Source organism: Streptomyces sp. NPDC043176, from assembly GCF_056436715.1.
On the sequence record NZ_JBWKCA010000013.1, the window covers coordinates 16,719 to 29,369 of the forward strand.

At 75.3% G+C, this 12,651-nt stretch carries 11 protein-coding genes; 7 read left to right on the forward strand and 4 right to left on the reverse strand.

Annotated elements, in window-relative coordinates:
- The first annotated feature begins 50 nt into the window (after positions 1–50).
- The 3 genes from AC067A_RS21835 (at position 51) to AC067A_RS21845 (ending at position 1,435) form a co-directional block, all read left to right on the forward strand.
- On the forward strand, positions 51–434 hold the full coding sequence (locus tag AC067A_RS21835; RefSeq protein ID WP_017237739.1) for a helix-turn-helix domain-containing protein: 384 nt from the start codon (positions 51–53) through the stop codon (positions 432–434).
- A gap of 157 nt (positions 435–591) precedes the next feature.
- Positions 592–1,062 carry a Dps family protein gene (locus AC067A_RS21840; protein ID WP_479244152.1) on the forward strand — a complete coding sequence of 157 codons (471 nt, stop codon included), beginning with the start codon at positions 592–594 and terminating at the stop codon, positions 1,060–1,062.
- A 100-nt stretch (positions 1,063–1,162) separates the two neighbouring features.
- Positions 1,163–1,435, forward strand: a complete 273-nt coding sequence (locus AC067A_RS21845) for a hypothetical protein (RefSeq protein ID WP_479244153.1) — start codon at positions 1,163–1,165, stop codon at positions 1,433–1,435.
- Here the strand turns inward: AC067A_RS21845 and AC067A_RS21850 are convergent.
- The 3 genes from AC067A_RS21850 to AC067A_RS21860 all read right to left on the reverse strand — a co-directional run bounded on the left by AC067A_RS21850 (position 1,383) and on the right by AC067A_RS21860 (position 8,812).
- On the reverse strand, positions 1,383–2,147 hold the full coding sequence (locus AC067A_RS21850; RefSeq protein WP_479244154.1) for an SDR family NAD(P)-dependent oxidoreductase: 765 nt from the start codon (positions 2,145–2,147) through the stop codon (positions 1,383–1,385). The genes AC067A_RS21845 and AC067A_RS21850 overlap by 53 nt on opposite strands.
- Positions 2,148–2,179: 32 nt before the next feature.
- Positions 2,180–3,028, reverse strand: a complete 849-nt coding sequence (locus AC067A_RS21855) for an Fpg/Nei family DNA glycosylase (RefSeq protein WP_479244155.1) — start codon at positions 3,026–3,028, stop codon at positions 2,180–2,182.
- Positions 3,029–4,162: 1,134 nt separating this feature from the next.
- A complete protein-coding gene (locus AC067A_RS21860) occupies positions 4,163–8,812 on the reverse strand; it encodes an Lhr family ATP-dependent helicase (protein ID WP_479244156.1) in 4,650 nt (1,549 codons plus the stop codon).
- A 147-nt stretch (positions 8,813–8,959) separates the two neighbouring features.
- On the opposite strand from AC067A_RS21860, the gene AC067A_RS21865 reads away from it, so the two are divergent.
- The 3 genes from AC067A_RS21865 to AC067A_RS21875 all read left to right on the forward strand — a co-directional run bounded on the left by AC067A_RS21865 (position 8,960) and on the right by AC067A_RS21875 (position 11,174).
- A complete protein-coding gene (locus AC067A_RS21865) occupies positions 8,960–9,832 on the forward strand; it encodes an AraC family transcriptional regulator (RefSeq protein WP_479244157.1) in 873 nt (290 codons plus the stop codon).
- 245 nt (positions 9,833–10,077) lie between these two features.
- Positions 10,078–10,869 (forward strand): AzlC family ABC transporter permease, encoded by a 792-nt coding sequence (locus AC067A_RS21870; RefSeq protein WP_479244158.1) that lies wholly within the window; start codon positions 10,078–10,080, stop codon positions 10,867–10,869.
- Positions 10,866–11,174: an AzlD domain-containing protein gene (locus AC067A_RS21875; protein WP_017237745.1), complete on the forward strand. Its 309-nt coding sequence runs from the start codon at positions 10,866–10,868 to the stop codon at positions 11,172–11,174. The genes AC067A_RS21870 and AC067A_RS21875 overlap by 4 nt, the downstream gene beginning before the upstream one ends.
- A gap of 58 nt (positions 11,175–11,232) precedes the next feature.
- Here AC067A_RS21875 and AC067A_RS21880 read toward each other — a convergent pair whose 3' ends face one another.
- A complete protein-coding gene (locus AC067A_RS21880) occupies positions 11,233–12,162 on the reverse strand; it encodes a prenyltransferase/squalene oxidase repeat-containing protein (protein WP_479244159.1) in 930 nt (309 codons plus the stop codon).
- A gap of 79 nt (positions 12,163–12,241) precedes the next feature.
- Between AC067A_RS21880 and AC067A_RS21885 the strand changes: the two genes are divergently transcribed.
- Complete coding sequence (locus AC067A_RS21885) at positions 12,242–12,436, forward strand: DUF3046 domain-containing protein (protein ID WP_362564685.1); 195 nt, start codon at positions 12,242–12,244, stop codon at positions 12,434–12,436.
- The last annotated feature ends 215 nt before the right edge of the window (positions 12,437–12,651 follow it).

Here is a 12,651-nt window from a genome sequence, read left to right on the forward strand (position 1 = left end):
ACGGTGGGGCGTGAAGGATGCGGCTACGCGGTCCGAGGAGGGAGCCACCGATGATTCTGCTCCGTCGCCTGCTGGGTGACGTGCTGCGTCGGCAGCGCCAGCGCCAGGGCCGTACTCTGCGCGAAGTCTCCTCGTCCGCCCGAGTCTCGCTCGGCTATCTCTCCGAGGTGGAGCGGGGGCAGAAGGAGGCTTCCTCCGAGCTGCTCTCCGCGATCTGCGACGCGCTGGACGTACGGATGTCCGAGCTCATGCGCGAAGTGAGCGACGAGCTGTCGCTCGCCGAACTGGCCGAGTCGGCAGCATCGAGCGAACCGGTGCCGACACCGGTGCGCCCGAGGCTCAATTCGGTGTCGGTGACGTCGGTGGCAGGTGTGCCCACCGAGCGGGTGACCATCAAGGCGCCCACGGAAGCGGTCAACGTCGTCGCCGCCTGAACCGAAGCACGTGGGGCGAGGCCCCGGTCGGCGCCCTGCGGGGTGCCGGTCGGGGCCTTTCTCCGTCTCCGGGGTCCCCCGGGTGGTTTGTTTGAAATGCCGGATACCGGACAGGCGTGCCATGGTGAGGAAACGAACGTCTGGTTGGAGATTCAGCATGTCCGTGGTGAAGAGCCCGTTGTCCGAGACCGACCTCAAGACGGTCGGCAACGCTCTCCAGGGGGCGCTGGTCGACCTCGTCGACCTCGCCCTGGTCGCCAAGCAGGTCCACTGGAACGTCGTCGGTCCACGCTTCCGCTCCGTCCATCTGCAGCTCGACGAGGTCGTCGACACCGCGCGGCTGCACTCCGACACGGTGGCGGAGAGGGCCGCGGCCCTCGGTGTGAACCCCGACGGCCGCGCGGCGACCGTCGCCTCCTCCAGCGCCGTCGGCACGGTCCCGGAGGGGTGGATCAAGGACGTGGAAGCGGTCCGGATCCTCGTCGACGCCCTGAATGCCGTCACCGCCCGCATGCGGGAACGCATCGACGCGACCGCCGACCCCGACCCGATCAGCCAGGACCTTCTCATCGCCCTGACGGGCGACCTCGAGAAGCACGCGTGGATGTTCACGGCGGAGAGCGTGTAGGCCCCCCGTGGCGATACGCACGGCGTGCGCCGGGGCTGGCCCCGGTGCGCCCTCCCGCCGGGTGATCCTGCCGGTCTAGCGTCGACCGCAGGAGGCGGCCATGGTACGGCGACGTTTTCCGCCGGTGACGCTCGCGCTGGTCGCGGTCGGGCTGGTGGCCGGAGGAGTGTGGTGGTGGGCGCTGGTGCGCTTGCTGCTGGTGCCGGGAGAGACCGGGCCCGTGGAGGGCGCGGTGATCGCGGGAGGCTGGGGACTCAGCCTGCTGCCCGTGCACGTCACCGCATCCGCCCGGCGGTCCGCCGCCGGGCACGGGTCCTTGGTCACCAGGGCATGGCGACGCCGCCGTTCGGGCGGAGTATCTGACCCGTCGTGAACGAGGAGGCGTCCGAGGCCAGATGCAGGACCGCGTGGGCGATGTCCTCGGCCTCCCCGACGCGCCCCAGCGGCGAGTGACGGACCATCGCTGCCTCGGCCTGCCGCTGGGCGGCCGGCTCGTGGCGGTCGGTCATGGGCGTGCGGATCCATCCCGGCGCGACCGCGTTGACCCGGATGCCGTGCGGGCCCGCCTCCACCGCCAGGGTCTTGGTCAGCTGGACGACGGCCGCCTTGGTGACGCTGTAGCAGAGGAGGCCCGGGCCGGCGGTGTCCATCGCGCCCGACGCCATCGTGACGATCGAGCCCCGGGTGCCGGAGGCGATCATCGAACGCGCCGCCTCCTGACACGCGTACAGGACCCCCTTGAAGTTCACCGAGAAGACGCGGTCGAGGTCCTCGTCGCGGGTCTCCAGGACCGAGCTCGTGTGCATGATGCCGGCGATGGCGGCCATGACGTGGAGCGGGCCCGCCGAGGCCACGGCGGCCGCCAGGGCGGACCGGTCGGTGACGTCCAGGGCGTGGACGTGTGCAGAGCCCCCGTCGCGTGCGATCAGCGCGGCGGTCTCCTTCAGCCCGTGCTCGTCGAGGTCCGCACAGTGCACGGTGGCGCCCGCCTGGGCGAGGAGGGTCGCGGTCGCGTGGCCGATCCCGCTCGCGGCGCCGGTGACGAACGCGGAGCGGCCGGTGAGGTCGTACGCCGAGAAGCTCATGTCCGGACCGTACGACCGGATCTGACGGATCGTCAATCAGTGGGGTGGGTGCGGGAGGCGGCGCCTGATCCGGGTCCGCTCCGGGTGGGGCCGGGCTGGCAGCCGGGGCACCAGTACGTGATCCGGTCGCCGTTCCCCGGCTCGGCGTCGGCCTTGCGGACGCGGGCGCCGCAGCGCAGACAGGCGCGGCCCTCACGGCCGTAGACATGGAGCGGGGTGCCCGGGAAGCGCGCGGTGGTGGTCGTACGGCGGTCAGGGCGCTCCCTGTTCGCCTCCAGGAGACGGTGGGCGGTCGCCACCAGCCGTGCGGGGACGTCGGGGCCGAGGTCGCCGACCGGCAGCCACGGCGAGACGGCCGCGAGGAACGCCAGCTCCGACTTGTACACGTTGCCGATGCCCGCCAGGTTGCGCTGGTCCAGCAAGGCCTCGCCGAGCGGTCGGGCCGGATCGGCGCACAACCGGCGCTCCGCCTCCTCCGGATCCCAGTCGGGGCCCAGGAGGTCCGGGCCGAGATGGCCGACCACGCGGGACTCCTCGGCGGTGCGGACCAGCTCCAGGACCGGGAGCCGATAGCCGTACGCGGTCGACTCGGCGTTCCCGAGAATCGCCCGGATCTGGTGCTCCGGGCCGCCGCGCGGGCGCTCCCCGGTGGGCTGGATGCGCCAGGCACCGTCCATCCGCAGATGCGAGTGGAGGGTGAGCCCGCCCTCGATCCGGGCGAGCAGGTGCTTGCCCCGCGGGGTGACGTCGAGGACCGTCCGGCCGGTGAGGTCGGCGGTGGCGAACCGGGGGACGCGGAGGTCGGCGCGGGTGAGGACCTGGCCGGCCAGGGCGGCGTGCAGGCGGTGGGCGACCTGCCAGATGGTGTCTCCTTCGGGCACGCGTCCATTGTGTCCCCGGCGGGGCGCGGCCGGCGCGCGGCCGGCGCGCCTGGCCGCGGGTCGCTTGCGCGGGCCATCGTTCCGCGGAGGCGGGGCCCGTGCCCGCGCTCCCGCGTCGTTCGGCCCCGCCCCGCTGGTTGCGGGCTGCGCCCCGCCCGTTGTTGGCTGTGCCTGGTCACCCCGTTGTGGGCCGTGCCCGCGCCGGTTGCGGGCCGCGCCCCGCCCGTTGTTGGCTGTGCCCGCGCCGGTTGTGGGCTGCGCCCCCGCCCGTTGGTGGCTGCGCCCGTTCACCCCGTTGTTGGCTGTGCCCGCGCCGGTTGTGGGCTGCGCCCCCGCCCGTTGGTGGCTGCGCCCGTTCACCCCGTTGTGGGCCGTGCCCCCGCCCGTTGTTGGCTGCGCCCGCCCCCGCGTTGTGGGCCGCGCCCTCGCCCTGCCGCGTTGTGGGCGATCGTTCCGCTGGGGCGGTGCCCACCCGTAACGCCCGCCGCCCCGCGCGTTGTGGGCGATTGCCCCGCCGAGGCCCCCTCGCCCACCCCCGTTGTGGGCAATCGTTCCGCTGGGGCGGAACGGGTGGGCACAACGGACGGCGCCCTTTGCCGGGCCCAGGCTTCCGCGCCTGAACCCGCACCCCGTGCGCACCGGACTGGGGGGTGCGGGCCAGGGCACAAGGGGCGGAGGCGCCGCCGAGGGCGCCGTCCCGTGTGCCCACCCGCCCCGCCCAGCGGGACGATTGCCCACACGGCGGGTGGGCGAGGGTCCCCGCGGGCGCAGGCCCACACGGGGCAGCCGGCGGCGGGCCCGCGCGGGCGGGGTGCGGTGGCGCAGGCCCACGCGGTGGTGGGAGCGGGCGCACACGGGAGTGGGCGCGGGCCCGCGCGGGCGGGGGCCCATGAAAGGGGCAGGCGGCGGGGGCCCGGTCGGGGGGGTGGGCGTGGGGCCACATGGTGGTGGGCGCGGCCTACGCGGCGGTGGGCGTGGGGCCACATGGCGGTGGGGTGCAAGGCCTACGCGGCGGCGGGTGCAGGCCCATGCGCCGATGGGCCCGGGGCCACACGGCGGTGGGTGCGGGCCTGTGTGGCGGGATGCGGGCCTGCGCGGTGGGGGCGGGGGCCGCAGAGGGCAGGGGGTGTGGGGTCAGGGGCGGAGGCGGAGGCCTTTGGGGGTGGCGACGAAGCCGGCGGATTCGAGGGGGCGGGCGAGGGGCGAGGTGAGGGCGGGGGCCGCGTTGACGCGTTCGAGGGTGACGGTGCCCAGCGCGCCGCCGCGGGCGGATGCCGCGAGGGCCTCGGCGGCGGCCGTGAGTGCGGGGTCGTCGGGGGCGGTCGCCCAGGAGAGGAGGGTCTTGCCGCCGCGCTCCATGTAGAGCGTGAGTTCGCCGTCGACGAGGACGACCATCGCGCCGGCTTTGCGGCCCGGCTTGTGGCCGGCGCCGGCGGGTGGCTCGGGCCAGGGGAGCGCGGCGCCGTAGGCGTTCGCCGGGTCGGCCGCGGCGAGGACCAGGGCGCGGGGGCCGGTGGCGGCCTCGGCGCCGCGGTCGCGGGCGGTCGCGGCGGCGCGCAGCCGGTCCACGGCGCCGTCCATCGCGAACTGGGCCGCGCCGAGCCCCTCGACGACGTAGCCGCGGCGGGCCTGGCCGCTGTCCTCGAAGGCGGCCAGGATGCGGTACGTCGCCGAGAAGCCGCCCTCGACGCCCTCGGCGGCCACCGCGCCGCGGGTGACGACCCCGTGCCGGTCCAGGAGCGTACGGGCGAGGGCGTGGGCCCGGTGGGTCGGTTCGGGCTCGGCCGGAGGCAGCAGCGACCAGCGGCCGGAGACCGTGGGCGGGCCGGTGCGGGAGGCCGGGCGGGCGGCCGCGGTCAGGGTGCCGTACCTGCCGCGGGGGATCGTGCGGCGTGCGCGGTGGGCGGTGGAGCCGGCCGTGCGGCCGGAGCCGAGCAGCGCGCGCAGCGGGGCCAGGGTGTCGTTGGTGAGCCGACCCGACCAGGCCAGGTCCCAGAGGGCGTCGGCGAGTTGGGGGTCGCCGGCCTCGGGGTGGGTGGTGGCCCGGATCTGGTCGGCGATCTGGCGGAAGAACAGGCCGTACCCGCCGGTCAGGGCGATGAGCACCGACTCGTGCAGCGCGGACAGCTCCAGCGGGTGCGGCGCCGGCAGGAGCAGGGGCGCCGCGTCCGCGAGGTACAGGGAGACCCAGCCGTCCTTGCCGGGGAGCGACCCGGCACCCGCCCACAGGACCTCGCCGGTGGTCGTCAGCTCGTCCAGGAGCGCCGGGGAGTAGTCCCTGACCCGCGACGGCAGGATCAGCTTCTCCAGGGCGGAGGCGGGGACCGGAGCGCCCTGGAGCTGCTCGATCGCGCGGGCGAGGCCGTCGATGCCGCGCAGGCTGTTGCTCCCCAGGTGCTGCCACTGCGGCAGGAAGGTGGCGAGGGCCGCCGGGGGCACCGGCTCCAGCTCGTGGCGCAAAGCTGCCAGGGAGCGGCGCCGCAGCCGGCGCAGGACGGAGGCGTCACACCACTCCTGGCCGATGCCGGAGGGATGGAACTCGCCCTGGACCACCCGGCCCGACGCGGCGAGCCGCTGGAGGGCGCCGTCGGTGACGGCCGTCCCCAGGCCGAAGCGGTGGGCGGCTCCCGAGGAGGTGAACGGGCCGTGGGTGCGCGCGTACCGGGCGAGGATGTCGCCCAGCGGGTCCTTGACCGGTTCGGTGAACGCCTCGGGCACGCCGACGGGCAGGGCCGTGCCCAGGGCGTCCCGGAGCCGGCCCGCGTCCTCGATCGCCGCCCAGTGCTCCAGGCCCGCGATCCGGACCGGGATGGCGCGTCGCGCGGTCGCGAGCTCCGGCGCCCAGCCCGGCTCCGCGCCCCGCTCGGCGAGCTCGGCGTCGGTCAGGGGACCCAGGACCCGCAGCAGGTCGGCGACGCCCTCCACGTCCTTGATCCGCCGGTCCTCCGTCAGCCACTGGAGCTCCCGCTCCAGCTCGGTCAGGACCTCGGGGTCGAGCAGCTCGCGCAGCTCCGCCTGGCCGAGGAGCTCCGCGAGCAGCCGCGAGTCCAGGGACAGCGCGGCCGCCCGCCGCTCGGCGAGCGGGGAGTCCCCCTCGTACAGGAACTGCGCCACGTAGCCGAAGAGCAGCGAGCGGGCGAAGGGCGACGGCTCGGGGGTGGTCACCTCGACGAGCCGGACCCTCCGGGCCTCGATGTCGCCCATCAGCTCCGTGAGCCCGGGGACGTCGAAGACGTCCTGGAGGCACTCGCGGACCGCTTCGAGGACGATCGGGAACGAGCCGAACTCGCTCGCCACCTGGAGGAGCTGCGAGGCGCGCTGCCGCTGCTGCCAGAGGGGGGTGCGCTTGCCCGGGTTCCGCTTGGGCAGCAGCAGGGCGCGCGCGGCGCACTCGCGGAACCGGGAGGCGAACAGCGCGGAGCCGCCCACCTGGTCGGTGACGATCTGCCCGATCTCACCCTTGTCGAAGAGGGCGTCGGCCGCGCCGATCGGCGCCTTGTCGGCGTCGTACGCCGTGTCGAGGTGCCGGCCCGGATCCACCGGCTCGTGGTCGAGGAGGTCGAGGCCCATCTCCAGGCCCATCAGGTCCGCGTCCGGCAGGCGCAGCACGATGCCGTCGTCCGCGTGCATCACCTGCGCGTCCATGCCGTACCGCTCGGCCAGACGGGCGCCGAGCGCCAGCGCCCAGGGAGCGTGCACCTGCGCGCCGAACGGGGAGTGGATGACGACCCGCCAGTCCCCGAGCTCGTCCCGGAAGCGCTCGACGAGGATCGTCCGGTCGTCCGGCACGTGCCCGCAGGCCTCGCGCTGCTCCCTGAGGTAGGCGAGGACGTTGTCCGCGGCCCAGGCGTCCAGGCCGGCGGCGAGCAGCCGCAGCCGCGCGTCCTCGTCGGAGAGGGCGCCGACCTCGCGGAGGAACGCGCCGACGGCCCGGCCCAGTTCGAGGGGCCGGCCGAGCTGGTCGCCCTTCCAGAACGGCAGCCTGCCGGGCACACCCGGCGCGGGCGTGACGAGCACCCGGTCCCGGGTGATGTCCTCGATCCGCCACGAGGTGGTGCCGAGCGTGAAGACGTCGCCGACCCGCGACTCGTACACCATCTCCTCGTCGAGCTCCCCGACGCGGCCGCCGCCCTTCTTGGGGTCCGAGCCGGCCAGGAAGACGCCGAACAGGCCGCGGTCGGGGATCGTGCCGCCGGAGGTGACGGCGAGCCGCTGCGCGCCCGGCCGGCCGGTGACCGTCCCGGCGACCCGGTCCCACACCACGCGCGGGCGCAGCTCGGCGAAGGCGTCCGAGGGATAGCGCCCCGCCAGCATGTCCAGGACGCCGGTGAACGCCGACTCCGGCAGCGACGAGAACGGCGCCGCCCGGCGGACCACGGCCAGCAGGTCGTCCACCTGCCAGGTGTCGAGCGCGACCATGGCGACCAGCTGCTGGGCCAGGACGTCCAGCGGATTGCCGGGGATCCGCATCGACTCGATGGAGCCGACGCGCATCCGCTCGGTGACCACCGCGGCCTGCACCAGGTCGCCCCGGTACTTGGGGAAGACCACGCCCGTCGACACCGCGCCGACCTGGTGGCCCGCGCGCCCCACGCGCTGGAGCCCGGAGGCGACCGAGGGCGGCGACTCGACCTGGACGACCAGGTCCACCGCGCCCATGTCGATGCCCAGCTCCAGGCTGGAGGTGGCCACCACGGCGGGCAGGCGGCCCGCCTTCAGGTCCTCCTCCACCTGGGCGCGCTGCTCCTTCGACACCGAGCCGTGGTGGGCCCGGGCGAGCAGCGGCGGAGCACCCTGCGCCGCTCCCGACTGGGCCATGACCTGGGCGGGGGGAGCGCCCTCGGGCAGCGGCTCGCCGGTCGCCCGCTCGTACGCGATCTCGTTCAGCCGGTTGCAGAGGCGCTCGGCCAGGCGGCGGGAGTTCGCGAAGACGATCGTCGACCGGTGGGCCTGGACGAGGTCGGCGATCCGCTCCTCGACGTGCGGCCAGATCGACGGCTTGTCCCCGCCGTCCTTGCCCTCGGACGCCGGTGAGCCCCCCAGCTCGCCCATGTCCTCGACGGGCACGACCACGGAGAGGTCGAACTCCTTGCCCGACGGCGGCTGGACGATCTCCACGGCGCGCTTCGGGGAGAGGTAGCGCGCCACCTCGTCCACCGGGCGGACCGTGGCCGACAGGCCGATCCGGCGCGCCGGGCGGGGCAGCAGCTCGTCGAGCCGCTCCAGCGAGAGCGCCAGGTGCGCGCCCCGCTTGGTGCCCGCGACCGCGTGGACCTCGTCCAGGATGACCGTCTCCACGCCCGACAGGGCCTCCCGGGTGGCGGAGGTCAGCATCAGGAACAGCGACTCGGGGGTGGTGATCAGGATGTCCGGCGGCCGGGTGGCGAGCGCCCGGCGCTCGGCGGGCGGGGTGTCGCCGGAGCGGATCCCGACCCGGATGTCCGGCTCCGGCAGCCCGAGGCGCACCGACTCCTGCCGGATGCCGGTCAGGGGCGAGCGCAGGTTCCGCTCGACGTCCACGGCGAGGGCCTTCAGCGGCGACACGTACAGCACGCGGCAGCGCTTCTTCGCCTCGGCGGGCGGCGGCGTGGACGCCAGCCCGTCCAGGGAGGCGAGGAAGGCGGCCAGCGTCTTGCCCGAGCCGGTCGGCGCGACGACCAGCACGTCGGAGCCCTCGCCGATGGCCTTCCAGGCGCCTTCCTGTGCCGCCGTGGGCGCGCTGAAGGCCCCGGTGAACCAACCACGGGTCGCGGGGGAGAACGAGTCGAGCGCGGACCTGACCATGCCCCCATCGTGCACCCCGCCACTGACAACCGCCGGGACCTGTGGAAAACCGTGCGGCGGCCCCGCCCGCACCCGTGCGCGGCCCCGCGGCGAAGGCGCCCGGGCCCGGGCGGAAGTCCCGGCGGGCCCCGGGCGCAGAATGGAGGCATGACGAGCGGGGAGCGGGCGCGCTACTGGCAGTACTCCGAGCTGCCCGGCGTCGACCTGCTGCACGCCCACTACATCCGCAAGGCCTTCGCCCGGCACACCCACGAGACCTTCGTGTTCGCCGCGATCACCGAGGGCGTCGAGGCCTTCCACTACCGGGACGAACTGGTCCACGCCGGTCCGGGGCAGATCGCCCTGGTCAACCCGGACACCTCGCACACCGGGTTCGCGGGCGTGCCCGAGGGCTGGACGTACCGCACGATCTACCCCGACGCGGAGATCGTCCGCTCGATCGCCGCCGACACCCTCGCCCTGCGGGGCTCGGCCGGCTTCACGTCGCCCGTCGTCGACGACCCGTACGCCGCCCGGCTCGTCGTCGGCGTCCACCGGGCCGCCGAGGAGGGCAACGCGCTCGCCGCGGACAGCCTGCTCCGGCTCGTCACGGCCCGCATGCTGCGCAGCCACGGCGGGCTGATCACGCCGCTCCCGCCCCGCTCGGCGGGCGCTCGGGACGCGGCACGCGCGCGTGCCGTCCTGGAGGAGCGGATGGCCGAACCGCCGACCCTGGAGCGCCTCGCCGCCGACCTGGGCACCAGCCCCTTCGCCCTGCTCCGGGCCTTCCGGTCGGCGTACGGGATGCCGCCACACACCTGGCTCACGGACGCGCGCGTACGCCGGGCCAGACGGCTCCTCGACGCGGGGACGGCCCCGGCTGACGCGGCCGCCGCCGTGGGGTTCACCGACCAGTCGCACCTCAACCGGCACTTCACCCGCAGCGTCGGGGTGCCGCCGGGCGCGTACCAGCGCGCGCGTGGCGTCCGTGGTGTCCGGGGCGGCGGCGCGTCGAGCGGCCCGGGTGGACCTGCCGCCTAGGAGGCGGGCCGGGCGCTCGCGAAACGGGCCAGGCGCTACGGGACGGGCGGGGCGCGTGGGACGGCCAGGACGGCCCGGACGGGCGGACCTGGCTCCCAGGACAGCCAGGACGGCCCGGACGGGCGGACCGGGCTCCCCGGACGGCCCGGACGACCAGGACGGCCCGGACGACCAGGACGGTCCGGACGGGTCGGGCGCAAGAACGTACAAGACCGGCCGACCGCGGCTGCCGTAACGTCCCTGACGTGGCAGAACAGACAGCTCCTCCCGTCATACGCGACGGCGGCACACCGGCGAAACCCGACGCGGCGGTCGTGCGCGACGCCCTGGGTGTCGGCGTCGCCGTCGGTCTCTCCGGGTTCGCCTTCGGCGTCACCTCGGCGGGCGCCGGACTCGGCCTCCTCCAGACCTGCGCGCTCAGCCTGCTCGTCTTCACCGGAGCCTCGCAGTTCGCCCTCGTCGGCGCACTCGCCGCGGGCGGCAACCCGTTCACGGCCGCCGCGGGGGCCTTCTTCCTCGGCACCCGCAACGCCTTCTACGGCCTCCGGCTCTCCCAGCTCCTCGCCCTGCCGAAGGCCGTCAGGCCGTTCGCCGCGCACTGGGTGATCGACGAGACGACCGCGGTCGCCCTCGCGCAGCCGTCCCGGCGGGCGGCGCGCGTCGGCTTCACCGTCACCGGCCTCACGCTCTACGTCCTGTGGAACGTCACCACGCTGCTCGGGGCGCTCGGCGCCGAGGCACTCGGCGACACGGCGGCCTGGGGCCTCGACGCGGCCGGCCCCGCCGTCTTCCTGGCCCTGCTCGCCCCCATGCTGAAGTCGGCCACCGAGCGGGCCACCGCCGGGATCGCCGTCCTGCTCGGCCTCGGGCTGCTGCCCGTCCTGCCCGCCGGCGTCCCGGTCCTCGCCGCCGCCCTGGCCGCGCCCGCCGTGCTCTGGTTCCAGGGCCGGCGGACGAGCGCCGCGACCGGTGGCGCCGACCGGACCGGCCCCGACGCCGGGGCGGGCCCGCAGGCGACGGAGGAGGACTCCCGATGAACGTGTGGATCGCGATCGGCCTGACCGCCGCCGGGTGCTACCTGATGAAGCTGGTCGGCCTGCTCGTCCCCGCCGGAACCCTGGAGCGGCCGCTCGTGCAGCGGCTCGCGGCCCTCCTGCCCGTCGCCCTGCTCGCCGCGCTCACCGCCCAGCAGACGTTCAGCGCGGGCGGCTCGCTCGTTCTGGACGCCCGGGCCGCCGGACTGGCCGCCGCCGCCGTCGCGCTCGTTCTGCGGGCCCCGTTCCTGGTCGTCGTGGGTGCGGCCGTCGCGGTCACGGCGGGGGTACGGGCCCTGGGCTGGTGAGCCCGGGGCGCACGGCGGCCGCCCCGGGCCGCCGTGCCGTCCGGGGCCGCCGCCCGGCTCAGCCGATGGGACGGCCGTGGGCGCGGAGGGTGCGCAGCGCCTCGACCGTGACGATCGGCCGCCACTCCAGGGCGGAACCGGGCGCCCAGGCGCGCCAGCGGATCGGCCAGCCGCCGTCCTCCTGCTGGTCGGCCGCGAGCCGGTCCAGGGACCGGGCCATCTCCTCGTCCGTGAACCAGTGCGCGGCCAGCGAGTCCGGCACGCGCGCGTAGTCGTGCGGGAAGTGGTGCTCACCGGGCGCGTAGCCGTCCGCGACCGGGTGGTCGTCCGGCCGGTCGGGGTCCAGGACGGCGAGCCCCTGCTCGCGGACCAGCCGGCCGAGACGGTCGGCGGCGGCCTCCGCGCGCGGGCGGTCCGGGGCTCCGTCGAGGAACGCGACGGCGGCCATCACCTCGTACGGATGCGACTTCTCCAGCGACTCGACGGCCGCCCAGCAGAACTCGGTGGCCCGGAACAGCCAGGCGTGCCAGACCTGGTTGCGGTGCAGCAGCCCGACCACGGGACCGGTCGCGAGCAGGGAGCTCGGCGGGGAGTCGACGACCGGGACGAACGGCGCCGACGGGTAGCCGGCCTGGGACGGGTGGATCGCCGGGAGCGCGCCGTCGTGCGTCGACACGTCCGTGAGGTAGCGGCAGATCCGCTCCACGCGCAGTCCGCCGCAGCGGCCGATGGAGTCCAGGACCCGCAGCGCCTGCGCCGTGTGGAGGGGCTGGCTGACCGGTCCGCGGAGATCGGGTTCGAGCGCGTGGCCGTAGCCGCCGTCCTCGTTGAGGTACGCGAGGAGGGCCGCCTCGACCTGGTCCGGGCCGCCGCGCAGGAAGTGGTAGGCGAAGCGGTGCTGTTCGAGGACCCGGGCCGTCAGCCAGACGAAGCGCTCGGCGCGGGCCAGGGGGGTCGAGGGCGGGGAGGAGAGGGGTTTTTCGGCCATGCTCCGACCGTAGGGCGGAAAGTCGCGGTGACAAGGCCTGGAGAGCGGGCTGCACTCTTGGGAGCGGGATACTGGAGTCATGCGGTTGACGATTTTCTGGGAACGGATGGCGGACCACTTCGGTTCGTCCTACGCCGAGTCCTTCGCGCGGGACCACGTGATGGCGGAACTCGGCGGGCGGACGGTGCGCGAGGCGCTGGACGCCGGCTGGGAGGCGAAGGACGTGTGGCGCGCGGTCTGCGCGGCCGTCGACGTACCTGCCGACAAGCGGTGACCGGCCTGCGCGTCGACGAGCGGTGACCGTCCGGCCAACGGCCGGGTGACCGGCGGTGATGTGCGGGGTCCCGGGGGGAATGTCCGCGCGGTGCGCGAGACTGGCGGGGTGGCCCCGACTGACGACAACGACAAGACAGAACCGACAGCCCCCACCGGACCGACAGCCCCCACCGGACCGACAGCCCCCACCGGACCGACAGCCCCCACCGGACC